The sequence below is a fragment of the Mesorhizobium sp. M1004 genome (assembly GCF_040318795.1).
Classification (GTDB): Bacteria; Pseudomonadota; Alphaproteobacteria; order Rhizobiales; family Rhizobiaceae; genus Mesorhizobium.
In genome coordinates, this window is sequence record NZ_JAMYNB010000007.1 from 1 (window position 1) to 25287 (window position 25287).

The 25287-nt window shown below is 60.5% G+C and carries 17 protein-coding genes and 1 pseudogene; 9 read left to right on the forward strand and 9 right to left on the reverse strand.

What is annotated here, in order from left to right; genetic code table 11:
• On the reverse strand, positions 1–2671 hold a 2671-nt coding region (locus NKH54_RS15915; protein ID WP_353028547.1), incomplete at its 3' end, for a beta strand repeat-containing protein.
• A 322-nt stretch (positions 2672–2993) separates the two neighbouring features.
• Here NKH54_RS15915 and NKH54_RS15920 point away from each other — a divergent pair.
• The gene (locus NKH54_RS15920; RefSeq protein WP_353028548.1) at positions 2994–3938 is read left to right on the forward strand and encodes a transglutaminase-like cysteine peptidase; all 945 of its coding nucleotides are present in this window, start codon (positions 2994–2996) and stop codon (positions 3936–3938) included.
• Between the two features lie 85 nt (positions 3939–4023).
• Here NKH54_RS15920 and NKH54_RS15925 read toward each other — a convergent pair whose 3' ends face one another.
• Genes NKH54_RS15925 through NKH54_RS15940 form a run of 4 tightly spaced genes read right to left on the reverse strand, consistent with a single transcriptional unit; the run spans position 4024 to position 9608 of the window.
• Positions 4024–4665, reverse strand: a complete 642-nt coding sequence (locus NKH54_RS15925) for a ribbon-helix-helix domain-containing protein (protein WP_353028549.1) — start codon at positions 4663–4665, stop codon at positions 4024–4026.
• Entirely contained in the window at positions 4655–5944 is a 1290-nt protein-coding gene (locus NKH54_RS15930; RefSeq protein ID WP_023744453.1) for an HlyD family type I secretion periplasmic adaptor subunit, read from the reverse strand. The genes NKH54_RS15925 and NKH54_RS15930 overlap by 11 nt, the downstream gene beginning before the upstream one ends.
• A 45-nt stretch (positions 5945–5989) precedes the next feature.
• Positions 5990–8122 (reverse strand): type I secretion system permease/ATPase, encoded by a 2133-nt coding sequence (locus NKH54_RS15935; RefSeq protein ID WP_023687775.1) that lies wholly within the window; start codon positions 8120–8122, stop codon positions 5990–5992.
• Between the two features lie 37 nt (positions 8123–8159).
• Positions 8160–9608: a TolC family protein gene (locus tag NKH54_RS15940; RefSeq protein ID WP_023687776.1), complete on the reverse strand. Its 1449-nt coding sequence runs from the start codon at positions 9606–9608 to the stop codon at positions 8160–8162.
• Between the two features lie 1445 nt (positions 9609–11053).
• On the opposite strand from NKH54_RS15940, the gene NKH54_RS15945 reads away from it, so the two are divergent.
• From NKH54_RS15945 to NKH54_RS15965, 5 genes are all read left to right on the forward strand, one after another.
• Positions 11054–11770, forward strand: a complete 717-nt coding sequence (locus NKH54_RS15945) for a pentapeptide repeat-containing protein (RefSeq protein ID WP_023687777.1) — start codon at positions 11054–11056, stop codon at positions 11768–11770.
• Between the two features lie 504 nt (positions 11771–12274).
• Positions 12275–13462 (forward strand): magnesium transporter, encoded by a 1188-nt coding sequence (locus tag NKH54_RS15950; protein WP_023736095.1) that lies wholly within the window; start codon positions 12275–12277, stop codon positions 13460–13462.
• Positions 13463–13994: 532 nt separating this feature from the next.
• Positions 13995–15212 (forward strand): tetratricopeptide repeat protein, encoded by a 1218-nt coding sequence (locus NKH54_RS15955; RefSeq protein ID WP_197031261.1) that lies wholly within the window; start codon positions 13995–13997, stop codon positions 15210–15212.
• An 11-nt stretch (positions 15213–15223) separates the two neighbouring features.
• Positions 15224–16033, forward strand: coding sequence for a FecR family protein (locus NKH54_RS15960; RefSeq protein WP_023817785.1), 810 nt, complete (start codon positions 15224–15226; stop codon positions 16031–16033).
• A 90-nt stretch (positions 16034–16123) separates the two neighbouring features.
• Entirely contained in the window at positions 16124–18094 is a 1971-nt protein-coding gene (locus NKH54_RS15965) for a CHASE2 domain-containing protein (RefSeq protein ID WP_352518780.1), read from the forward strand.
• Positions 18095–18182: 88 nt separating this feature from the next.
• Here NKH54_RS15965 and NKH54_RS15970 read toward each other — a convergent pair whose 3' ends face one another.
• The 4 genes and pseudogenes from NKH54_RS15970 to NKH54_RS15985 all read right to left on the reverse strand — a co-directional run bounded on the left by NKH54_RS15970 (position 18183) and on the right by NKH54_RS15985 (position 21338).
• Positions 18183–19157 (reverse strand): L,D-transpeptidase family protein, encoded by a 975-nt coding sequence (locus NKH54_RS15970; protein ID WP_023712243.1) that lies wholly within the window; start codon positions 19155–19157, stop codon positions 18183–18185.
• Between the two features lie 316 nt (positions 19158–19473).
• On the reverse strand, positions 19474–19728 hold the full coding sequence (locus NKH54_RS15975) for a hypothetical protein (RefSeq protein WP_023712242.1): 255 nt from the start codon (positions 19726–19728) through the stop codon (positions 19474–19476).
• Positions 19729–19952: 224 nt separating this feature from the next.
• Positions 19953–20156, reverse strand: coding sequence for a hypothetical protein (locus NKH54_RS15980; protein WP_023667962.1), 204 nt, complete (start codon positions 20154–20156; stop codon positions 19953–19955).
• A gap of 289 nt (positions 20157–20445) precedes the next feature.
• Positions 20446–21338: pseudogene (locus tag NKH54_RS15985) on the reverse strand (LysR family transcriptional regulator).
• 194 nt (positions 21339–21532) lie between these two features.
• Between NKH54_RS15985 and NKH54_RS15990 the strand changes: the two are divergent.
• From NKH54_RS15990 to NKH54_RS16000, 3 genes are all read left to right on the forward strand, one after another.
• Positions 21533–22735: an MFS transporter gene (locus NKH54_RS15990; RefSeq protein WP_023712240.1), complete on the forward strand. Its 1203-nt coding sequence runs from the start codon at positions 21533–21535 to the stop codon at positions 22733–22735.
• A 298-nt stretch (positions 22736–23033) separates the two neighbouring features.
• Positions 23034–23861, forward strand: a complete 828-nt coding sequence (locus NKH54_RS15995; RefSeq protein ID WP_023736090.1) for a transporter substrate-binding domain-containing protein — start codon at positions 23034–23036, stop codon at positions 23859–23861.
• 144 nt (positions 23862–24005) lie between these two features.
• Positions 24006–25286 (forward strand): NAD(P)/FAD-dependent oxidoreductase, encoded by a 1281-nt coding sequence (locus tag NKH54_RS16000; protein WP_023667966.1) that lies wholly within the window; start codon positions 24006–24008, stop codon positions 25284–25286.
• Position 25287: the final 1 nt, after the last annotated feature.

The window sequence follows — 25287 nt, forward strand, 5'->3', positions numbered from 1 at the left end:
TGAAAGCGGCCGCGAAGCTTGCCGTCGCATTGGTCGCCAGAACCGTCTCGTCCACCGTCAGCGACACGCCCGTGCCGCTCGGCACGATCGAGGGTGCGTCGTCCGTGATATTGATCGTGATGGTCGACGTGGACGTATTGCCAAGACCATCGGTCACCGTGAACGTGAACACATCCTGCCCGAGTTGCACATTGGCGCCGTCGTCACCCGCCGGGACATTCGCCTCCGGCGACGTCAGCGTATAGGTGTAGGTGCCATCCGCGTTGATATGCAGGATGCCGTACGTGCCATTGATGTTCGTGCCGACATTGCCGCTTACATCGCTGCCGATATCGCCGGCCTGTACACCGGTCACGGTCGGGCCGTCGGGATCCGAGAAGGTCAGCTTGCCTGTGGTCGTCTCCGAGCCGTCGCCCGCATGCGAGCCGTCCACCGTCCCGGGGCCAAGGTCGCCGGCCGGCGGCGTCGTGTCGATGCCCGCCTCGTTCACCGCCGCAATCTCCGCCACCACACGCGGTTGGCTGCCGGTTACGTCGATTGTCAGCGTCGCCGGCGAAGTGTCGCCGTCGCCGTCAGTGATCGTGTAGTTGAAGACGTCAGTGCCGGTCGGCGTGTTCGGGGCGACCTGGTAGCTGTAATCGCCATTGGCGAAGACCGTCAGCACGCCATGCGCGCCCGTCACCGTCGTCACGCCGTTGTTCGTCATCGAACCGATCCAGGCGATCGATGCGATCCCGTCCGCTCCGGCCGTATCCGCCGCGCCGGTACCATGGGTGCTCGCGCCGGTCTCGACATTGCCCGTCACCTTCTCGCCGGACTGCGCTGCGTCCGTGTCGTCATGCGCCGTCGGCACATCGTTGACGATGTCGATGGTCAGCGTGGTAGAGGCAGGGTCGCCGTCGGAATCGACCACCTTCACGGCGAAGTCGTCGTGCGTGCCGTTACCCGTGGTGCTGTCCAGCAGCGTGTAGGAATAGCTGTAGCCGGTCGCCGGCGTGCCGGTGATGGTCAGGTCGCCATACTGGCCGTGCACCAGAATGCCGCCGGCCGCGTTGGTCACCTCGATCTGGCTGTTGTCCTTGTCGGTCACGTAGAGGTGGCCGATCGCATCATTGCCGGTGGTGATCGCCAGCGCGCCCGTGGTGGTTTCGCTGGTGTCGCTGTTGTTGTTGGGGTTGTCGTCCGCGGTTTCGCCCGAGCCCGCCGGCAGGCCGTCATGCGGCGGAAGGCCGGCTTCGCTGGCCGCGCTGTGCCCGGACGCATCGGGATTCTCAGGCGTCACACCGATGGTCGGGATGGAATCCGGCTTCAGGTTGATCGTCACCGTCGCCACCGACGCGTCGCCGTCGCCGTCCACGATCTGGTACTGGAAGCCCACGGTTCCTTCTTCGCCAGCGGTAGGCGTGTAGGTGAAGGTGCCGTCATTGTTGTAGACAACCGTGCCGGTGCCGCCGTTGAGCGAGTTCACCACATAGCTGACCTTCGACGGATCGGCGACGTTGACGCCATCCGCGCCGGGCACGTCGTTGGCGATCACGTTCACCGTTACCGGTGCGTTCTCGGTCGCCTGCGTGGCAACGTCGTCATGCGCGGTCGGCACGTCGTCCACAATCTTGACGGACAGCGTGCCGGGAGCCGAGGTGTCGCCATCGGTGTCGGTCACCGTCACCGTCATGTTGTCGAAAACGAAATCGGTCCCCGGGTCAGGGTGAACAGCACTATGGGCGAGCGTGTAGCTGTAGCTCACCTGGCCGGTGGCGGCGTCGTAGCCGCTGATGGTCAGCGTGCCAAGCGTGGTGGTGATCTCGATCGGCGTCGATCCGCTGTTAGCAAGCGCAGCGCCCGAAATAACCTGGCCGGCGATGGTCAGCGAGCCGACACCGTCGGGAGAGGTGATGGTGAACGTGCCGGTGTTGTGTTCGGAGATGTCGCCGTCAACGCCTGGCGCCGACGCCTCGCCCGAGCCTTCCGGCCCAGGGCTTTCCGGCAGGCCCTTTTCATTGACGATGGTGTCGCCGCCCTCGACGGAAGGCGTCAGGTCGATGATCGACGGTGTGGAATCCGGCCGCAGGCTCGGAAACAGCTCGCGATGATCCGGCTGGCCGAACGCCAGATCCGTGGGCGGCAACAGCGCCGAAAGGCCGAACCCGTCGCCGATGCCACCTGGGGGAACCGAGAAGTCTGCGCCCGCGCTTGGGTTCGAACCGCCCGGGCCGGCCGATATGGAACCATCGGCACCGAAGGCGACATCGACATGGCTTGCTTCAAGCGCCGCCAGCAAGGCAACGCGCGGCACTTCGACGTCGCCGATGATGAAGGTCGGCACGTTGAGCGCGCCATCCTTGATGACGATCACCGAGCCATCAGCCTGTTCGAGCACGAGGTTGTGGCCGTCGACCTTGATGCTGTCGATCGAGACGTCGGCCGGAAGTTTCACCACGTTGCTGGCGTCGGCCACGTATTCGTGAGGCGCAGCTGTCGCCGGGGCCTTCGCCTCCGCAGGTGCATCTTGCTTGACGGGCGCGCCGCTGCCGACATCGACCGGCACGGGCTCGGCAGGCGCCGCCTGAGCTACCTGCGTCCCTGCCTGCGACGGCGAGCCGCCATGTTCATCGGGAGAATGCTGGTCCCAAGAATTTGAGACGGTGTCCAATTCGTTACTGTTCGCCATAACCAAACCCCTTCGGTATTTCCCGGAAAGAGACAGTGACGGCCTCTGCTTTGCAACTATCCCGCAACTGTTTTCATATATTCGGGTATGCCTGTCTCAGCATTTTTTAGACGTAGTAAATCCAAAACATATATCCTGATATACATTGGTCTCGCCGTGGTCGGTTTGATGTCAGCCAGTGGGATGGATTGGTAAACATAAGTATAAATTTAGATAAGATTTTATGCAAAACAGATGTCCATGTTTGCCGAAAACTTATCCACCTTCATTTCCAGTAATTTGAGACAAGATTGGTAGCGTCCGCAGTCAAAAGGTGGGCGTTATGAAAAAAGAAAAATCTGCCTCGGGGATAACCGGGCTCAAGCTGCTCCTGCTGGCAATGGGCATTGCAAGCCTGCCGCAGCCATCCTCCGCAAGCGCCGTTGCCGTGGATCACCGCGCTGTCGCTGCAATGCAGGCGACGGTCGAAACCCCGTCCAGTCTCGGCGGCGTTTCCCTGGCTCGGCCGCAACCCTGGCAGCCCGTTTCAGCCTACAGGGTCGGCATGGTTTTCGGCAGCTATGGTCCTGTTGCCGTTGATGAAAAGCGTGGTTCTTCGATCGCGCCGCCCGCCGCCGGGATCGACCCGATCCAGACGGCGGCGATCATTCCCGGCGTGTTCGGTTCTGTTGCCCTGTCGATGCGCAATTTCCCGGTTTCGGCGCGCTGGGCGCCGGTCTACAAGGCAATTGTCGACTGTACCGCGAGCAGCGCGTGCGAACGCAAGAACAGCGCCTTTGCCGAGATCGTCAAGGCAGCCGGGAACAAGCGCTTCATCGATAAGTTGTCCTTCGTCAACTCAAGTATAAATCGCGCCATCGCCTACAAGAAGGACAGCGTGGTTTACGGCAAGCTCGACTACTGGGCCAAGCCCCGGGAAATCCTTGAGCGGCGGGCAGGGGACTGCGAGGATTTCGCCATCCTCAAGATGGCCGCGCTGCTGCATGCAGGCATCCCGGCGCAGAGCATGTCGCTGGTCGTCTTGCAGGATCGCAAGCGCGGTTTCTTTCATGCCGTGCTGTCGGTCAGCACCGGCAGCGGCGTCTTCATTCTCGACAGTTTGAGCAATGTAGTTTCCCGCGACACAGACCTGCCGACCTACGTGCCGCTGTATTCGTTCAGCACCGATCGCGCGTGGATCCATGGCGCGAAGACCGGTTCTGCTCAAATAGCCGATATCAAGGGCGGCCTTTCGACGGTCGCGCCTGGTGAAGGTGTGCAGCCGTAAGCTCCCATCAGAGAGTCTTGAGCGCTCTATCTCTTGTTTGACGCAATTTTCCACGGAAACCGCTCACACTTTTCCCGGAATTGCTCTAGCCGCCGAAGACGAACGCCATCAGCAGTTCCGGCTCGACCACCGGCGCCCGCACCGCGCTCAGTTGACCGCGGTAGCGGCGGTCGCCGGCGCCTATGACGAAACCGGTCGCGACCGGCGTCTCGCCATTGGCGTCGAGCCTGGCGAATATGTCGGCGACATTGAGGTCCAGCGCCAGCTTGAGATCCTGGCGCGCGTCCTCGTTCGGCGTCACCGGCAATTGCCGCCGCACCAGCTGCTGGAACGGCGCATTGAAGGTCAGGATCTTCTTCGACGATGCCAGGGCAAAGGCCGGCGAGGGACAGGCGACGAGAATGGCGTTGATGGTCTTGATCGACGCGAGCCTCTGCAAGGTGACGTTCTGGTCGGCCAGTCCACGCATGCAGGCTACGCGGATTGCCGATGTCAGGTTTCCGGCGTTGGCGTGGCTCTCTGCAATTTCCTCGATCAGTGTGCCGATCGTGCATTTGCGGCTTTCCGCCATCTGCTTCAGCGAAGTCCAGAACGCCCTCTCCAGACGAATGCCGCGGCGCGTGCCGCCACGCGCCACAACCCGGAACTCGAGACCGAAATCCTCACTCGCCAGCGGTGGCAGCAGCCGGTCGCGATCGACCGGGCGGGAGATCGCACTATCGCTCACTCATTGCCTCCTCCCGCGCCTTGTTGATCGGCTTCATAAGGTAGGTGAGAATCGTTTTGCGTCCGGTCTTGATGTCGACCGAACAGATCATGCCGGGGATGATCGAATAGGTCTTGCCGTCGCGTGTCAGCGTCGATTTGTCGGTGGCGACACGGACCTGATAATAGGGTTCGCCGGTCTTCTGGTCGACCAGGCTGTCGGCAGTGATGTTCGAGACCTTGCCTTCGATGCCGCCGAAAATCGAGAAGTCATAGGCGGTCACCTTGATCAGGGCATCCTGGCCCGGCCGGATGAAGGCGACGTCCCGCGGTGAGACCCGGGCTTCGACCAGCAGGGTCTCGGACGTCGGCACGATACCCGCGACGACCGCGCCGGGCTGGACGAAGGCGCCGACCGTGTTGATGTCAAGCGTGTTGACGATACCATCGACAGGCGAACGGATATCGGTACGCGCCACCTTGTCGGTGGCACCGCGTATCGTCTCGTCCACCACCGAGAGATCGGCCAGCGCCTGCGTCAGATCGCTGAGCGCTTCCTGTTGCAGCTGGAGGCCAAGTTCGTCGACCTGAAGCTTGGCTTCCGTGATGGCAGACCTGGCTTTCTTGATGGTCTCTCCGGCAAGCGTCAGCTGACCATTGAGCTCGGTCTGCTCGCGCTCGACGCGGAGCTGCTCGGTTCGCGCCATCAGGCCCTTCTTGACCATCGCTTCGACCAGCTTCGCCTCCTGGTCGCTGACGGCCAGGTTCTTGGTGAGGCGATCGGCATTGGCGTTGGCTTCGTCGAGTTCCTTCTCACGCTGATCGAGGCGCGACTTGAGAACCGACAGTTTGACTTCGAAGTTGTCGCGCCGCGCGATTAGCAGCTTCTGCTCGTTGTCGCAGATTTCCGGCGCCACCTTCTGAATCTCGGGCGGGCAGGGAAACGCGCCCTCTAGACTTCCGGTCTGTTCGAATTTGAGCCGTGCAATGCGCGTCTGCAATGCCCGCGCCTTGGCCTGCTGCTCGCCAAGGCTGGAAGTGTTGAAGGTGTTGTCGAGACGAATGATGAGGTCATTCTTCTTGACGACCTGACCGATCGTCACGGCGATTTCCTGAACCACGCCCGGCTCGCTGGCCTGGATGATCTGGGTCTTCGACGCCGGTATGATCTTGCCGTCGCCGCGTGCGATTTCATCGACCTCGGCGAAGGATGCCCAGGCTACCGAACTCGCAAAAAGCGCTCCGATAATGAATATCGAAGCCGACGCAAAAAGCGGCGGACGGTCTTCCCTGGCTAGCATTTCCAACGCCCCAAAGTGTTGAATTAACTCAGTAATTCTGTTCGGTCAGGCGCTTGTTTTCTGCAGCGCCTGTATCACCTGGTCTTTCGGTCCATCGGCAACGATCTTGCCCTGCTCGATGACAATGAGGCGGTCGGCCAGCTCGAGCATGCTGAAGCGGTGCGTCGAAACGATCAGCGTCGTGTTGCGATCGAAAGCCACTTTGAGCTGCTTGATCAGCTGGCGCTCGGAAGCCAGATCCATCGAGCCGGACGGCTCGTCCAGGAACACGATTTTCGGTTTGGTCAGCAGCAGGCGGGCAATTGCCATTGTCTGCCTCTGACCGCCCGAGAGATTGGTGCCGCGCTCGCCGACATTCATGTCGTAACCTCGCGGATGGCGGGAGACGAAGTCGTCGACGCCGGCAGCCTTGGCCGCGTCGACGATCTGCTCATCGGTCGCCTCCGGGCACGCCATCAGGAGATTTTCCTTGATGGTGCCGGAAAACAGATCGTTGGCTTGCGCGACGATCCCGACCGCGGCGCGAACCTCCGACGGGTGGTATTGACGGATGTCGATCCCGTCCAGCAGCAACTCGCCGGAGGTCGGCAGGAAAAGCCTGCCGATCAGCCGCCCCATGGTCGTCTTTCCCGAGCCTATGCGGCCGATGATGCCGATCCGCTCACCGGGCTTCACCGAGAAATTCAGGCCGGTCAGCACTTCGTTTTCGGAACCCGGGTAGACAAAGCCGACATTCCTGAATGCCATTGCACCGTTGCGAATGGGGCGGTTGACGAAACCAACCGTGTCCGGCCGATCCTCAGGCTGCGCCATGATCGAATTCACCATTCGCAGGGACAGCATCGCCTGGCGAAGTCTGGACAAGGTGATCGCAATCTGCCCAAGCGGGGCCACCGCCCGGCCTGCCAGCATGACGGTGCCGATGATGGCGCCGGTCGAGACATGCCCTTCCGAAAAGGCATAGGCGCCGGCCACGATCAAAGCGACGGTGACCATCTGCTGGATGGCTTGGGTTATGTTGCCGGCGGCAGCCGAAAGCTGTTTGATCTTCTCGGACGTGTTGGATGCGTTCTTGGAATGCTCCGCCCATTTTCGCAGAAGGTACGCCTCTGCGCGTAGCGATTTGATCGTTTCCAGCGTGGAGATGGATTCCACCAGCAGGGCCTGGCGCTGCGAAGCCTCGTTCATGGAAGCGGCAACGCGTTTGCCGATGCGCCGTTGCGTGATCAGCCCGACGATCACCGAGGCGACAAAAGCAATGGCCGGTATGACGACCAGCCAACCGCCTATCGCATAGATGACAAGAAGAAAGACGAAGACGAATGCTGTGTCGATGAAGACGCTGATGGTGTTCGACGTGAAAAACTCGCGCACGAACTCGTACTGGGTCACCCGATTTGCATATTCGCCGGTTGAGCCGGGCCTTGCCGACAAGGACGAGTTCAGCACCTTCTCGAATAGCATATAGGAGATGCGAAGATCGGCCTTGCGCCCGGCATAGTCGATCAGTGACGCTCTGGCGGTCTTCAAGAGCAGGTCGAACAGAATGACCGCGCCGATCCCGATCGACAGCACCCAGAGCGTCGATATCGCCTTGTTCGGCAAGATCCTGTCGTAGACGTTCATGGTGAAGATCGGTGAGGCAAGAGCCAGCAGATTGATGAATACCGCCGACAGGATGACCTTCGAATAGGTGCGCCAGAACGGCCCCATCGTGCCGGTCAGCCAATGTCGCCGCTCGATCTTGGCCGCCGAACCGACGCTCATCGCCTCTACTGCGTTGGCATAGGTTATCGAGAACGAAACGCCGCCACTAATATAACTTCCGGAAAACTCGGATTTGCTGATTGTCGTGCGGCCGTCTTCCTGGGGAGCGGTCGTAAATCCACCGTCCTCGGTCTGGGCAAGCAGCGCTACAGGCAACTGGCTGACGCGAAACAGAATGGCGGGAAGGTCGATGCGTCCGCGAAGAAAGTCGCGATGGCTGAATTCCGTGATTTCAAGACCGATGCGTTCGGCAAGATGCCGGATGGCGTCGATATCGATGCGGGTGTCTGACAGCGGCACGCCGGCAAACAGCACGGTCTCGGAACTCGGCCTGCCGAGGTACCCGGCAACAGCGGAGAAGCAGGCCTTGAACGCCTCTTTTGGGGAGAGGATTTTGGGTTGTGGGTTCACGATCGGCCCGCAGGACTATCGTTCGTCCTTGACCTTCCTACTTCTTTCTTACCGGTGCGAGGATGTCGAAAGGCAGATCGTTCGTCTGCTCCGACGGCGTGCGCGCATAGGTTTCGGTGTCGGCCGTTTCAGGCGCATTGAACTCGGCCTTGGCATAGGCGGTGGCCTGTTTTGCCGGCTGAAGATTCATGGTCTTCAGCAACTGCCCGGTTGCCGCCAGCAGCCGGTACTGCGCGAAAAGCGACGCGTAGGATGCGGTGTCGGCAAGCGTAGCTGTGTTGAACCGCGTGTTCTGCGCGTCGAGCACGTCGAGCAGCGAGCGCTGTCCGACCTTGAACTGCTCGCGATAGGACGCCACCAGCCTTTCGTTGGCGGCAGCCTGAAGCTTCAATGTCTTTGCCAGATCGGCCTGCCGGAAGCGGCGATCCCATGACGTACGGACGGCTTCCTCGATCTCGCGCAGAACCTGGTGCAGCACAAGGCGCTGCTCGCTGGTGCGGCGGACCTGCTCTTGCTCGTTGGCTTTGTCGATGCCGCCGCGATAGAGGTTCCAGCGCAGCACCAGCCGCGCCTGCAGGTCGCTAGCGTCGCCATCGTCGCCGTCGATGTCATAGCCGCCGCGGGCGCGGCCTTCGGCGATGACGGAGGGCCCGAATTTCGCCCGCGCCGCATCCACCAGGGAGGCGGCGGCGTCGATATCGCTGTTGGCCATGTGGACGCGCGGATTGTTCTGTCGCGCCAGCCCTAGCGCGTCGTCGAGCGACCTTGGCAGCGCGCTCGAGACATCGCCTGGCCTTGACGCGTTGGTCAGCGGCTTACCGACCGTCTTGAAGAACCGTATCTTGGAAGCCTCCAGTTCTTCGGTCGCCTCCTGCATACGTGCCTTGGCAGCGAACAGCCGCTCCTCGGCCTGCTGGCGATCAGCCTCGTTCAACGCGCCGCCTGCAATACCTTGCCGGATGTCGCCGAGGATTGCCTGGTGAAAGCCCAGATTCTTCTTCGCTTCCGAAACGATCGAAGCCTGCAGCATGTATTCGAGATAGTCCTGGACGACAGACAGTCCAATGAATTCAGACCGTTCCAGCACCCGGAACGATGCGCCGTCGACCCGCGACGCCTGACGGTTCAGTTCCGCCCGCCTTGCGCCGCTGTCATAAAGCGTCTGCGTGACAACGACATCGGCTTCCGACGGATAGAGCGCGTCATCCTCTATGGACAGCGAACGCCGGGAGGAATTGTCGAGACGACGAACCCCCGCCGACGCCTCGACATCGACGCTGGGAAGATAAAGTCCCTTCGCTTGGCGTAGCTCGAATTCGATTGCTTCGCGGTTTTCGATCGCTTGGCCAATTTCGGGGTTGGACTCCACCGCAACCGCCATCGCCTCCTGGAGAGTGAGCGCGTGAGCATTCCCACAACTCAATATGGCGACCGTCGTCAGCAGGCCGAGGCGCTTGCCTATCGCCGACATAGATGTCGTATTCATTTCACCCCACCCCAACGTTCCCCTGCGCCATTATTGCCAGGCGTTACAACTCAACCGTGATTGTTCACAAATTTGCAAAATATGGGAGCACTTATTGATTTAGTGACCGCTAAAACGCTAAATTCAAGCAAAATTCTATAGAATGTCGCAAAAATGGCACATAAAATACCCACTGCGGTTTTTGAGTAACAGCCGTCCGAGTTTGAACAGGCAAGCGAAACCGCTCCGGGAAGGAGGACCGCAAGGCCACCTTATGACCTATTTGCTCCTGATGGCTTGACTATTTCTGGGTGTACTTTTTCAGCGAGGTGACCGACAACATCTTGGTTGGCAGCTACAATCGGCAGGATAATCTTAGCCCGCTTGCCAAGAGCCTGGAACGGACACCCCTGCCTTTCTTCGACCTGAAGCGTGGCATAAATCCCTGAGCCGACCAACAAACGCCGACGACTGCTTCACTGGCCAGCGTGCCAGCATAGGGCTCGTATGACGGCCGATCAACGACTGGGTCAACCGAAGAGGTGACGGTACTTTTTGAGGCGGTTCTGTAGGCCATCGAATGCCGCAAGGTCCAAAAATCGCTCCATTGAACCCGATAGCTGGTGAAACCTCAAAATATTTCTTGCGGCGATTTTCCGTTAAAATCAAAAGTGCAATTTTTTTGACGGTTAGTGTCCGCCTTTTCGCAGTTCAGAAAAAAATCTGACTGGAATTGAGTCATACGCTGTTTAAACAATGCGGAACGAAGTGGTCGGTTGCGCCACCACTTTGCGGGACGACATACGAGAGTTGCAGGACGAGCGGTCAAACATCGAGGGCCGCCGGCTCGTTAGATACCACTACTCGTTCCTCCGCGCCATTCCAACAGGCTGAACTTCGAGGCAAGTGAGCCCGTCCTGGTCCGGCGCCTCGACTCATAAATCCATTCCACCGATCACAACTGCCTGCAAGCTGCCGCTTGTTTGTTACTTCCCAAGTCCCGTCGGCCATATCGAGGCGCTAGACCGTCAGCTGGTCGCGCGCTGTTGCCACAGCTGCCGATCTGCAACCGCCCCCATTTCCGCCGTTCTGGACCCTGTCTCCCAACGTTTGCAAAACGAGGTCAGCTATGGTCGGCAGTTTGGGGTCGCGGGAGCATACGGAATGATACGGGAACCTTTCAGATTTTGGCCCACCAAAAATTCAGCAACATCAACGATTTCCGTTCGCCCTCCGGGCCCACCAATAACTCACGGCTTACGCCGAACTCTTTGTTTTGTGATCGCATCCGCGAAAAAGCACTCTACCGTCAAAGCTTTTCCCCACCTCTCGATAATTTCGCAAGCTGCCGCTGGCTATCGGCGGATCGTTGATGCGCAACTGTGACGGCGGTCGTTACCGTGGCTCGAGTGTCAGCAGATGTGGTAAGGCTGATTGTCGACGAGTAGCAGAGGGGTCCAGCAACAATGACTTTGAGACGAACCAGAGCTTACGGCGGATCCGGCTTGGTTCTGGCGGTTTGCACTGTATTGGCTTGGCAAAACGCCACCGCCGCTCAGGATTGCTACGCAGCCGCGACGCCTGGCGTCAATTGGCAGGAGTGTGACAAAAAGCTTCTCATCCTGGAAGGACAGGACCTGAGCGGGGCAAACCTGTTCGGTGTTGATTTCACTTCGACCGACCTCAGGAACAGCAATCTCCTTGCGGCAAATTTTGAGAAGGCAACGCTTGTGCGCGCTTCCCTGGCCGGCTCGACCGCCAAAGGCGCCCGGTTCGACAAAATCGAGGCGTACAGGACCGACTTCAGCCAGATGGACGCGCAGGGCGCTGTGTTTACGGGCGCGGAAGTGCAGCGCTCGAATTTCCAGAACGCCAATCTGGTCAATGTTGATTTCACAAAGGCGGAATTGGGGCGTGCACAGTTCCATGACGCCGATATCAGCGGCAGCCACTTTTCGTTTGCCAATCTCGCGCGGGCGGATTTCCGAGGAGCGAAGTTCACCGCACCGATAGACTTTGACGGCGCTTTTTTCTTTCTGACCCGTATCGAGGGCCTCGATCTATCCAATTCGGCGGGTCTGTCCCAGTGGCAGCTCAACATGGCTTGTGGAGACGCCCGGACCGAGTTGCCTTCTGGCATGACGAGGCCAGAAGATTGGCCCTGTCAATTCCAGCAGGAATAGCCCGCCCGTCCGCTTCCCGCCCAAAGGCTGCCGGGCGGCAAAGCGCCTCAATTCAGTCCTCGGCCGCGGGTCAAAGCACGACACTGCGGGACATTTCCGGCAATCTCATTTACCGGCGAACGACAACGACCAAATGGAGGACGGATGCCCAAGGTCAAAGGTGATACCGCTCTGGACAAGGAGCGCGCCAAAACAGAGAAGCTCCTCAAAAAGGTTGGATACACAGCCTTGAAGGAGGCCGGTGTGGTATCCAAGCGACCCGACCTCCCAAATCTAAAGATTGAAAAGCGAGGGAAGTAGCGCGGACACTCCCATGCTGACCTGACCGAAGGCACGCCCAAAATGTAGACGTCTGCTTTGCCTTCTCAAGCTAGGAGTGTGCAGGCGGCGCTTGCGACAACCACAAGGCGGACTGCTGGGGCCGGAAGAAGCTGTCGTATTTCCGCCCCGGTGCGATCCGATACTTCACAACTTTTTCACTTTCCAATTGGGGGGCCATAGCAAATGAACGAAGAGACCGGCGTTCAGAAGTTGGTGCGCACGCTGCGTGCTCGAGCACCTGATGACGCAGCTGAATTGCTCGCTAGAGAGTCTCCCGAGTTCATCCGCGACACACTAAAGCTGTTGCCGGACGGGCACGCCCGTAAGGTGGCCGAGCATTTGCCACTGCATATGCGGCCCATCAGCTCTCATGACGGTGAGATGGGTTTCGCGATCCCCGAGTCGCTCGTCGACGTGATGGACCCGATCCCCGCCAGCGTTCCTGTCGGGACGACGGTTGCTGCCGCGGTGGAAGCTGTCAGAGGCGCCCAGGTGCCGACCGAGCTCACTTATCTCTACGTCACGGACGAGGGCAATAGACTGGTTGGCCTAGCGGTCCTGCGCGATCTGATGCTGAGCGAACCCGACGCGATTGTCGATCACATCATGCTGCCCAGGCCGTTCGCTCTTGATGTCGGTCTCTCTTTGAGTAACGCATGCAAGGCGGCGGTACGGCGTCACTATCCTGTCTATCCGGTGGTGGATGCGGAGAACCGGCTGCTCGGGCAGGTTCGCGGCTGGCGATTGTTCGAGCAGCAAATCATCGAGATTTCCGCCCAGTCTGGCCAGATGGTAGGCCTCCAGAAGGAGGAGCGCTCTTTTACGCCGCTGTTTTCAGCCTTCCTGAAGCGTCATCCGTGGCTGCAGTTGAATCTCCTGACGGCCTTCATGGCCGCATTCGTGGTCAGTTCGTTCACAGGCACGATCGAGAAGATCGTCGCTCTGGCGGCGTTCCTCCCGGTCTTGGCCGGGCAGAGCGGAAACACCGGCTGCCAGGCACTGGCTATGACGCTGCGTGGCCTTGCCCTGGGGGATGTGGACAAACGACCGAAGCTGCACTTGGTGATGAGAGAGGGCGCGCTCGCGGCCGCCAACGGCGTGCTCGTCGGCGTTGTTGCGGCTGCGGCGATGTGGTTCTATGCCTCGAGGCAACCGGCGTCGGCGGCGCAGGCGCCGATGCTGGCACTTGTGATCCTGCTTGCCATGTCCGGATCGTGCCTCATGTCCGGCATCTCCGGCGTGCTGATCCCGTTGGGCCTGCGCCGGGTAGGCGCCGATCCGGCGGTCGCCTCGGCGATCTTCCTCACCACCGTGACCGATATTGTAGGCATGGGCCTGATGCTGGGGCTGGCCACCATGCTCGTGCTGTAGCAAGCTGCGTGCGGTGACGCGTCCCTGCGCGTTGAGGCAATGAGCTGACCTCGCGTTCAAAGAAATTGCAAGACCCGGGCCGAATCGCACACGCCTCGTGAGAAGCACCTCCGGCAGCTCTCCGTCCCTTGCGAAACGCGACGGAAGGCCTTTGGAGAAGCCGTGGGTGACCTTGAAGCCTGGTGACCAGATACGCAGGATCGCCCACCCAATATTAATCTTGTCGGCTGTGCGATCCACTACTGATGAGATTTGATTTTGTTAAGCCTTGGGCCAAATACTTCAATCACATGCAGCAATGTTGAGAAGAGTTTTTGACAATCAGCGCAGCCGAAATAGGAATAAACCCGATATCTTGTTGCGCAGCTGCAACAGCTGCTGAGGACTCGCATAAGTCCGGCGACCGTTCAGTCGCCTTTTTCTTGCAGTCGTGCTAAATCCCTCGCACTAGTCGGGTTTGGGGTGGGTTCTCGGCATGCAATCTTCGTTTCGAACGATCTTCGGCTTCGCCGCAGCGCTGCTTTGTGCCGGCGTGTTGCCGGCCGGCGCACAAGGTCTTTTTGGGGCCTATGACGATGCGTTTGCGGCCCGCATCGCCAGTCCGGCCGACAATGGAACGCTCGCCCAATTCGTCACGGTTGCGGTCAACGCTGGGCAATACGATCAGGCGATCTCCTCGATCGAGCAGTATCTGATCCAGTACCCCCGCGATGCGCGCGCCCGGCTTGCGGCCAGCCGGTTGTATTACCATGTCGGGTCCTATGAATTGGCCCGGCGGCAGGTGCAGTACGGCATCGAAGTCGGGGGTCTGACCGCAAGTGAGCAACAGGAAGCTGTTCGCCTGCTCGCCCGCATCGAGCGCGCGTTGCGTGGCGTCACCTGGGAACTCGCCCTGACCGGCGGCGTATTCAGCGCATTCACCGATTTTGAGCCAGGCGGGGCGCAGGACGACGACAGCTTCGTCTCGCCTTACGGGCAGGCGGAAGGTTTTGTGCGGTGGGACCTCGGCACGCCAAGTGCCGACGCGCTCGTTCTTTCGGGGTCGTTGACCGCGACTGAGCGTCTTTTCACGGAAGACCTGTCGGTTCCGGGTGGCGAGAAGACTTTTATCCACGGCAACGCAGCGATAACCTGGGACAAGGGACTGCCCAACAGCGGGATCGATTCGCTGCGCCTGCTGCTTTCCGCGTTCACCGTTACGGATCGTTTCGACAGCGACATTTACGAAACCGGTATCGGCCTCAGTGGACGTTTCGTCGTTCGCCCGACGGTCGAGACGACGCTCTTCGCCGGTGGCGGCTACATCGATCTAAGCGCCTCGCAAGGCATTTTCGCGGATAGCAGGGTCTTCTACGAGGCAGGCGGCAGCTACCGCTTCCGCAATGGCCAGGCGCTCGGCTTGCGCTTTGTCGGCTCGAATGACTTCGCTTCCGGATCGGGCGAAATCAGCCGCAGCTATACGGGCGAGGTCCGCTATGGCGGCCTGTTGATGAACGTACCGGATTTTTTCGCATGGTCGCACCAGATCGCCTTATCGGCCGGCCACAGCGACACTCCCGATCTGTCCGTCGGCATCGGCACAAATATCAAGAGCGACTTCTGGCGCATTGCCTCGGAAAGCGATTTTCAGCTGACGGAAGCGCAGAAGATCAGCGTCGATCTCGCCTACCGCAAAACCAACTTCGCCCTCGCCAACCGCGACCGAAAATCGTTCGAAATGCTCATGAGCTATACGTTGACGCTCAATTGAAAGAGGCCGCGATGAGGTATCATCAGATCGTCATTTTTATCGCCTGCCTCGCCTTCGCGGCACCATCCGCTGCTGAGACGGTCGGGTCGATGACGGCCTATCAGACCATCATCGTCCGCAATAACGGCGGGACGATGAACGTTGGCGCCGGCGTCGAACTCGGCGACCAGTTGCGCAGCAATCCCACCGGTCTCGGAATGCTGGTGTTCCGGGATGAATCGAGCGCCAAAATTGGTCCAAACACCAGCCTGACGATCGATGAGTTCGTCTACAATCCGGGCTCCGGGTCGGGAAAGATCGACATCGGGATGAACAGCGGCCTGGCACGTTTTTATGGCGGCCAGGTTTCGAAAGGGGGCGTCATGCAGGTTGCGACGCCGCACATGGTGCTCGGAGCGAGAGGCGGCATCATCGAAGTGCTGGTGGCAGCCGGCCAGACCGTCGGCATATTGCGCGCCGGCCGCATGACCTGCACGATCAATGGCAAACGGCTGGTCATCACGAACCCGGGCTACGCCTGCACGTCGGACGATGGCAAGCTTCTGGCCGGCTACGGCGGCATCGACGCCTTCCCGATCTTGGACAGTATCGACCGGATAGCGGGAACCGGCCTGCCGGGCGCACCGGGTCCTGGGTTGGACGTAAGCGCAATTTGTACGTCGGCTCTAGGCTCCTCGCTCAAAGTCTGCGGGTCCAGGGACGGCGCACTGCCAGGAGTGGTCATGGAATTCCCTGACAGCCCAACGCCACCTGCGGGCAGCGGGGGGCGGCGGGGCGAGTGTGAGGGTGAGGGTTGCTGCTACTACTACAACTGCGATTAGGCCTGGCTGCACGAGATGAGCCACTCGGTTGGTAGGCGCTGGGCTGATTGGCGGCAAGCCGGCAGGCGCAAAATATCCGGCCTTGTGGTCGTGCTCCTGCTGCTCGCTTGCCATTTGGCTTTTGACGGGCCGTTGTCGCGCCTGCGTGAGCGGACGTACGACTTTTATCAGTTTCTCGCCCCACGCCAGGCGACGAGCAATCCTGTCGTGATCGTCTCGATAGACGACGACAGCCTCAAGGCACATGGGCGATGGCCCTGGAACCGTGGCCTCCTGGCCGATCTGGTCGATGGCATCACGCAATCCGGCGCGGCGGTGGTCGGGCTTGCGCTGGTACTCCCCGAGGCTGACACCTCGCCTGAGGGCATCGCCGGAGACAAGCGCCTGGCAGCGGCGCTGTCCAAAAATCGAACGGCGCTTGCCGTCAGCCTGGGCAATGAAGCGACGGTTTCAGAAGCAGAACCCAAAGCCGGCTGGTCGATCGTCGGGCAAGTACCCGATACACTTCCCGGCTTCACCGGTCTTACCGGCTCGCTTGCCGAATTCTCGAACGCCGCCGCAGGCCTCGGCGTGATTCGCACCTTGCCCGATCCCGACGGCGTACTGCGCCATGTGCCGCTGCTCTGGCTTCGCAATACCCCTCAACGCGCGCAGCTGTGGCCGTCTTTCGCACTCGAGCTCCTGCGCCTTTACGCTGGACAGGACGGTTACACAGCCCGGATGAATGCAGCCGGGTTCGACGCACTCAGGATGGCAGGCGCCATTGTGCCGCTCGAGCCGGAGGGGAGCATCCGCCTCTGGGAAACCGCCACGGACACGCCTCGCCTGTCTGCCAGCACTATCCTTTCGGGCCATGGCGATCCGCGGCTGCGGGACGCCATCGCCATTGTCGACTTGTCGGCTGTGGGCCTGACGCAGTACCTGCCCACGCCGACGAGTCCAGCGCGACCAGGAGCGGAGATCCACGCCGATGCGATCGGCCAGATGCTTGCCGGGCGCTTCCTGGCAGAGCCAGCGCACGCGCGTATGCTCGAGCGGCTCTGGTTTCTCCTCAGTGCCGTCGTTTTCATCGGGCTTTCTGGAGTGCTCGCCGGGCGTGTCGTGCTTGGCGCCATCTCCCTGGCGCTGCTGGCCCTCACGCCGTTCGTGTTCGGCGCTCTCGAGTACAGCCTGCAGGGTGCACTCTATGACCCGCTGCAGCCGGCGCTTGCAACCATCATGGTTGCGGGCTTCGAAGGCTATGTCCTCTACAGGCGCAGCGAGCAGCGCCGGTCCACCCTGACGCGACAGTTCTCCCAATATCTGTCGCCCTCCGTGGTGCAGCGCCTCGCAAGCTCGGACACCGAGGCAATCCTGTCCGGCGAGAAGCGCGAGATCACAATTTTGATCAGCGACATACGTGGCTTCACGACCATGAGCGAACAGCTCGACACCCAAGAGATCGCCAAGGTGGTCAACCATTTCCTCGGCATTGCGACCGATGAGATCCTCAAGCGCGACGGCACCATCGACAAGTTCATGGGCGATGCGGTGCTGGCCTTCTGGAACGCACCGCTAGATCAACCCGATCATCGTGAGCGTGCGCTCGACGCGGGCCTGGCCCTTATCGAGCGGGTGAGGCGCGAAGACGCCGCCTTCACCGCGGATGGCCATCGCTCCATCGAAATCGGCGTCGCCATCGAGACCGGCATCTGCTCGGTAGGCAATTTCGGCTCCGAACGGCGCTTCGATTACACCGCGATCGGCTCCCCCGTGAACCGCGCGGCACGGCTCGAATCGACGACCAAGAAGCTGGGCATCCCCCTGGTGCTTGGACCCGGCTTTGCGGCAGCAGCATCGATGCCGGTCGTCCAGGCGGGCGCCTTTGAGCTCCAGGGTTTCAAGGGCGAGGTGCCGGTTTTCACCGTTCCGGAGATGCAAGCTGCTCAACAAGGTATGAGCCGCGAAGTAGAGAGCCAACGTGGTGAGAAATCTGGCGCCCCCGCCATGGTGGTTGGTTCGCCGCCATCCGTGCAAATGGCGCCGCTTGACCTGACACCCCGAACCCGGAGCATCCGCTGATCGGATCCAGCGGATCGCAAGATGCAATTGTCACGGGCACAGACGGACATCTTGTTTCGGCGACCATCGAGGGATGCGACGGCTTGCGTCACTCGTCCTTGAAAGTCACCTTCATATGTTTTTGGACCATCGAGGCGAGGTCCTCGGCATCCCAGTTCGTGAGCCTGATGCAGCCGTGAGAGAAGGTCTTCCCGATCTTGCCGGGTTCGGGCGTGCCGTGAATGCCGTAGCTTTCGATGGAGAGGTCGATCCAGATTGATCCCACGGGATTGTTAGGGCCGGCAGCAATGGTGAAGGGCCGCTTGGTTTTGACTCCCTTGAATGCAAAATCGGGATCGTAGTGATAGGTCGGGTTGTGCACCACCCTTTGGATCTCTGCCTGCCCACTTGGTGCCGGCTTCTCGTCGCTCCCGATCGAGGCAGGGTAGACGGCAAGCGCTTTATTGGAGGGGTCGAGCACGCGCACCTGATGAGCGCCTTTGTCGACTTCCACGCCGGCAATGGTGGCGGGAGGTTCACCCCGGCCAACATCTGGTACCAGCAGCGTGGTTCCAGCTTTCCTGAATCCGGTGCCTGGGTTTAGCCTCCTGAGCAATGGTTCGCTCACATGGAAGCGCTCCGCCAGCTTCTCGATCGAGTCGTGATAGCCAAGCCTTCTCAGGCGAGCCATCCTCTCCATGCGCCCCGGAATGCGTTTGGTGAAGGGGCCGCGTACATCTTTGCGGGTCAGTTCATAGGTGACCAGAGCTGGGCTGGTGGAGGTTGCCATCAGCTTGTCCCAAGTCGCCTGGGTGAGCTTGCCATCTGGCGCCAGTCCGTTCGACGCCTGGAAGGCCTTGACCGCCTTGGCGAAGTTCTCTCCAAGGCGGCCGTCGATGAGCCCCGGTGAGAAGCGCGCACGATCCAAAAAAATTTGCGCCTTCAGCACGGCAGGATCGAGCCCTTTCGGACCGCCGGCGGAGAATTGCGCCTGATTTACCGCGGCTAGATCCAGCTTGGCCGCCTCCGTCCCGCCGCATGCGAAGGCGAGTGCAATGGCGAGGAGGAGAAGGAGCCTGATCATCGATGTCACTCCTTACGTTAAATCGCACCTGATCTGTCTCTATGACGCGCTGTGGCAGATCTGGTTCCATTCGCCGGTAGGAGGATCATAGGCAACCAGCCTTACGCCGCCGACCGGTCCGCGACGTTCGATGCCCATGCCTTGCCCCTCACGAGAGGCGTTGCTGGCCGCGCAGATCGGCAGTGTAAAAATGGTCTGGCCATCTTGACGTGAGCTTCTACCTTCAAAACTGCCCAATTACCTGGACCGGCAGTCAAATGGTCTCAGGGCAGCAATGAGGAGATGCGCTGAGAACCCGGCTCGTCGGGCGGGTATTCTATTGATCTTCGGTATCGACAGATCCATGTTCCGTCGTCACTGTGATCGCGTTGTCGCCCGCGATTGCCCTAGCGTATTCGAAGCGCTCCAACTTCTGTTCTGCCGACAGGCCTTTGAACATCGCGGTGGCCGAGTTCGTGATTTTGAAGTCGCCGCAACTCGGACAGCGAAACTCCCGGATGTCGCCAACTGTCTCCGAATTAACGAGTGCCTGCTCATCTGTGATAGGGCAAATTGCGGCCATCCAAGCCATCGTGGTCCTCCGTCCTAAGGCCGTCCTCGATTACCCAAAAGGCATCGTCGAGTGCAAAATCCATTTCTGCCGACGCTCACCCCACCTGGAGTACTCCACTGAGTAGATTGCGCTCTCCACTCTCCAACCCGGAATGTGGATTAAAGCCAGTTCCTCGGCGAGCGATTTGCTGGTGAGCGGTAGGCGCTCTCGCTCTGGAGCCTCTCCCAAACGATCGGAGATGTTCATGTAGCGTCGGGCAGGACCGAAGGGCCGGAACGTGGCGTTTTCATCTCTTCGGCAATCACCAGTAGCGCCTCCAGAGCGACGGCGATCCCCGACATCACCGTACTTATGTCTGCGCTGCCGCCGAGCGTCGAAAGTTCGGCCGCTCGCGTTTGCATGCTTTGGCTCAGCTCTTGTAACTTCAGGCGCAGCTCGTCATCCATGTATGTTCTCCAAGCTTGACGCTGGAGGAACGCGCCTGCTTACAACCCGTTCCGCCGGTGGCCGCAGAGAACCAGAGACACCGCAGATGCTACAACTCGCGCTGTGGCGGCGCTTAGGATGGGCGGTGGATTGAGCCTCAGCGACTGACCGTCGGCAAATAGCGGATGCTTCAGTCTCGAAAAGGTGCTGGACGGCTCGATATGCACCGCCCCTTGGCCCTGGGTGCTGGTCCCATGCACAGTAAGGCCGTGCAAGTGCGCGCGGCCTCTGGGCTCAACATTCCAGTCGTCATGGTCCAAAGTTGTCCCAAGGCGGGTTCTCACCAAAGTGGGCGGCGAGAAGCGTTACGAAGCTTTGAACTTTGGCGGAAAGATGCCTTCTTGACGGGTACATCGCGTATATCGACCGGCTTACCGGCTTGAACTGGGGCATCACTGTCTCCAGCTGGCCCGAACGAATGGCTTCTCCAACAAGGAAAGTGGGGCAAAGTACTATGCCTGCTCCACCCAGCGCCGCATCGCGCAGGAGCTGCCCGTTCGTTGCCGTCATCCGTGCGTGATTTTTACCGCCACTTCCCCCTTTGGTCCGTCGAACCGCCATTTTCCGCGGCTGGCGCGCAACGCGTAGTCCAGACAATCATGGTCGTGGAGATCCGACGGCTTTGTGGGACGCCCGCGTCTGTCCAGATAGTCGCGCGAAGCGCAGACCACCTCGCGTGAGGGCGCGATTCGGCGAGCAACCAGATTGGAAACCGTGAGTGGAGCGATGCGTACCGCGACATCCAAGCCCTCTTCCACGATATCAACCACACGGTCGTCCAACACCAACTCAACCGACACCTCCGGATAGACCGCGAGATATTCTGCAACGACTCTCCCAAGGTGCATCGCGCCGAAGGAGATCGGCGCGCTGACACGCAGTGAGCCGGTCGGACGTGTCTTGCTCTCGGCCGCGCTCGTACGAACTTCCTCGACATCCTCGATTATGCGCAGACTGCGCTCGTAGACGGAGGCGCCGACCTCTGTCAGGCTGATGCGCCGGGTCGTCCGGTTGAGAAGGCGTGCGCCAAGCCACTCTTCCAGCATTTGGACATGCTTGCTCACGGCCGCTGGCGATAGTCGCATCCGCTTGGCCGCTCCAGCGAAGCTGCCTTCACCGACGACGTTGGCAAACACGGTCATGCTGGTCAGCCGGTCCAACTGCAATCACCTCTTTCATTCACGTTTCGTGAATTCACCATCCATATTTCCCTCCATTATCAATCCACGGTGGACAGATTATCTGAAGCCAGGCCGGGATCAATTGCCCGATCCGTCTCTCTAACATTTGCCCGAAACGTCGGCGTCGAGTGCCTTCTTGCGGGCTGGAGGTGATCATGTCTCTGACCAAAGCAGCCCTTCAGGAGAAACAGGGAGCCACTGTTCGCATGTGGCTCTCCGTGCTCACCGTATCGCTGGGTATTTTTTCGATGATCACTGCGGAGCAACTCCCTGTGGGGCTGATTCCGGCAATTTCTTCCGAGTTGAATGTCTCTATTGGGAGTGGCGGTCTCACGGTGACGATACCCGGCGTAATTGCGGCGTTCGCTTCTATCGGTTTGCCGTTGGCAGTGGGGAGGCTCGACCGGCGTATTCTGATGGCGGGCCTGCTCGCGGCAATGGCTGCGGCGAGCGTGATTTCAGCGCTTGCAACGAACTTTCCCGTTCTGCTCGCGTCCAGGCTGCTCGTCGGGATCACCATCGGTGGCTTTTGGGCGATAGCCGGGAGCATCGCAGTACGCCTTGTTCCTGGACCGTCCGTGCCGCGCGCCATGACTATTGTCTTCGGCGGTGTAAGTGCCGCTGCGGTGCTGGGCGTGCCGGCCGGCACGATCATCGGTGATCTAGTCGGCTGGCGCGGCGCGTTCTGGTCTCTCGCCGGTCTGAGCTTTGCCATACTGCTCGCCGCCCTGCTTGTGCTTCCGAAGCTGGAGGCGGCGCAGCCTGTGGAGGTGAAAGCCCTGCGTGCGCAATTGCGCAATCCCGCCCTTCTGGCGGGCGTGGTTGCGACCGCACTGCTGGTGGCTGCTCACTACGGTGCCTACACCTTCGTGAGCCCGGTGTTGCTGGAGGTCTCGGGCGTCACTGCAGGGAGCATAGGCTGGCTACTGTTGGGGTATGGCATTCTCGGAATGATTGGCAACGCCGTCGCAGGCGTCTGGGCCGCCAAATCCGTCGGTCGCACATTGGCCTGCATCGTCATTGGGCTCGGCGCCACGCTGGCTCTCTTCCCTTTGCTCGGGGTCACGCCGCTCACAGGAACCATCCTGCTGCTGGTGTGGGGCTTCGCGTATGGCGCGGCGCCCATCACGCTGCAGACGTGGGTGCTGAGTGCAGCACCAGAAAGCGCGGAGACCGCGACGGCCATCTACTGCTTCACTTTCAATCTTGCCATCTCCGTGGGTACCCTAGCGACCAGTCAGATCGTCGACACGATGGGCGTGAACAGGGTCCTCTGGGTCGACTCCGCCATCATCCTGCTGGTGCTGCTGCCGGTGTGCCGCGCACCCATGCTTAACCGGAACATCGGAAACTCGTAGACAGCAAGCCATCCTGTGCCGCCATCTGTCTATGATGCTGTGTAGGTTGAAGTAGACCTTCGTTCCTCTGTCTTGAAAGTCACGCGCGTCACATCAAACGCGGTTCCGCCGCACCGTGCGGGTGCCGATGCTTTGCGCCCCCGGAGGACAACTGGCTACTTGAAAAAGGACTTGATCCCCTCGTCGATATGTGTGCTGATATGAGATCGATCTCATGCCGCGCTCTCAATTGCTGTTTCTCTACGGGAGCGCGCTCTGGGAAGCATATGTCTGAATGACGATGAAGAGGGAGGTTCAAGTGAGGAAATTGATCGCGTGGCTGGCCTTGGCCACTACCACGCTCGCGTTCGCGTCTGCGGCGTCGGCGGGTGAAACCATCGACCGGGTTACCTCGAAGAAGGCAATGGTGGTCGCCACAAACAGCGGTTGGCCGCCGCAGAGTTTCCTCGACGACAGTAATCAGTTGGTCGGCTTCGATATCGACGTCTCGAAGGAGATCGCAAGGCGCCTCGGTGTGGAGGTCAGTTTCGACACGCCGGACTGGGCGACGATGACGGGCGGCCATTGGCAGGGACGCTACGATCTGGGTGTCGGCTCGGTGACGCCGACCAAAGCGCGGGCCAAGGTGATCGATTTCGAAGGCATCTATTATTATAGCCCCTACGTTTACGTGGTTCACAAGGACAGCCCGGCCAAATCGGTCGCCGACCTGAACGGTAAGATCATCGGCGTCGAGACCGCCACCACGTCGGAGGATTTCATCCGCAGACAACTCGAGATCGATGCTCCCGGCCTGCCGCCCATCGAATACAAGCTGGAGCCAGGTGAGATCAGGACTTTCGCCGACTCAATGCTGCCGTTCGACGATTTGAGGCTTGGCGACGGCGTGCGCCTCAACGCGGTCATCGCACCAGAACAGACGGCTCAGAACGCGATAAAGAACGGCTACCCGTTGCGTGTCCTGGAAGGCGGCTATGCCTTCCGTGAGCCGCTGGTGGTGATCGCGGAAAAAGGTGATGCCGAGTGGAATGCCAAGATCGGCGGCATTCTCGACGAGATGAAGAAGGACGGTACCCTCGCGAAACTGACCACCAAGTGGTACGGCAAGGATTACAGCGCCGACTGAGGAGCGTCGTGGATAAAGCTTGAGCGGGATGCATTCAATTGAACATCCCGCTCCATCTGTTTTGTTTCAGCCGCATTTCCACGACACCGGGCGGCTCCGCCTGCCTGCAAAATGCTCTAGTGCCGCCACCTCATCATATTGATCATGACATGTCCTGACACCTATTACCGACGCACGCTTGCCGACAACACCATCAGACCGCCGCTGAGCGGCGTTTCCGAGTGCGAGACAGTCGTTGTCGGCGGCGGACTGGCCGGCCTGACAACGGCGTTGCAGCTGGCTCGCGCCGGCCAGCAGGTCGTCGTGCTTGAGGCGCAGCGGATAGGATTCGGCGCTTCCGGTCGCAATGGCGGCTTCGTCAATCCCGGTTTCGCCACCGGCACCGACAACATCGCCGCGATGGCCGGCGTCGACGCGGCACAAAAACTGCACCGCCTGTCCATCGAAGGCGTCGACTTCGTGCGGCAGACGATCCGCGATCTCGACATCAAGGCGGCAGAGCCGCGCTCCGGTATATTGAGCGTGCTTCGCCACGATGGTGGCGCCGCGCTCAAGGCATATGCCGAGCAACTGGCGCGGGATTTCGACTATCGGCTCGACTATCTCGATCGCGACCAGGTGCGAGCGGTGCTGCATTCGGATCGCTACCACCAAGGCCTGCGCGATCCCAGCGCCTTCCACATGCATCCGCTTAACTATCTGCGCGCCGTTGCTGGCGAGATCGAGCGGCTGGGCGGCAGGATATACGAGAGAACGGCTGCCGTTGAAGCCAACCTTGACGGCGCCGAAAAGATCTTGCGTACCGACAGCGGCGAAGTGCGCGCCCGCCAGGCCGTAGTTGCCACCGGCGGATATACGGGGCCACTGGTCGGTCGGCTGCAGCGGGCATTCCTGCCGATCGCCACTTACGTTATGGTGAGCGAGGAGGCGCCTGACCTCATCGCCAAGTCGATTACGACGACCGACGCCGTCGGCGATAACCGTCGCGCAGGCGATTATTACCGTGTTGTCGAAGACGGCAGGCGGCTGCTCTGGGGAGGGCGCATCACCACCCGGGCAGCCTCATCGGGCGTGTTGGCGAGGCAATTGCGCCGTGAGATGGTCACCACTTATCCGCAGCTCGAACACCTCAAGACCGAACTCGCCTGGTCCGGGCTCATGTCTTATGCCCGGCACATGATGCCCCAGATAGGCCCGTTGCAGCCGGGCGTCTGGTACCTCACGGCTTTTGGTGGCCATGGCATCAACACCACGGCGATCGCCGGCAAGTTGATCGCCGAAGCCATACTGGGACAATCGGACCGCTACCGGCTGTTCACACCCTTCGGCCTTGCCTGGGCGGGCGGCCCGGCTGGACTTGCGGTTGCGCAACTCACCTACTGGAAGCTGCAGGCGCAGGATTGGTGGCGCGAGCGGGCCCGCTGAC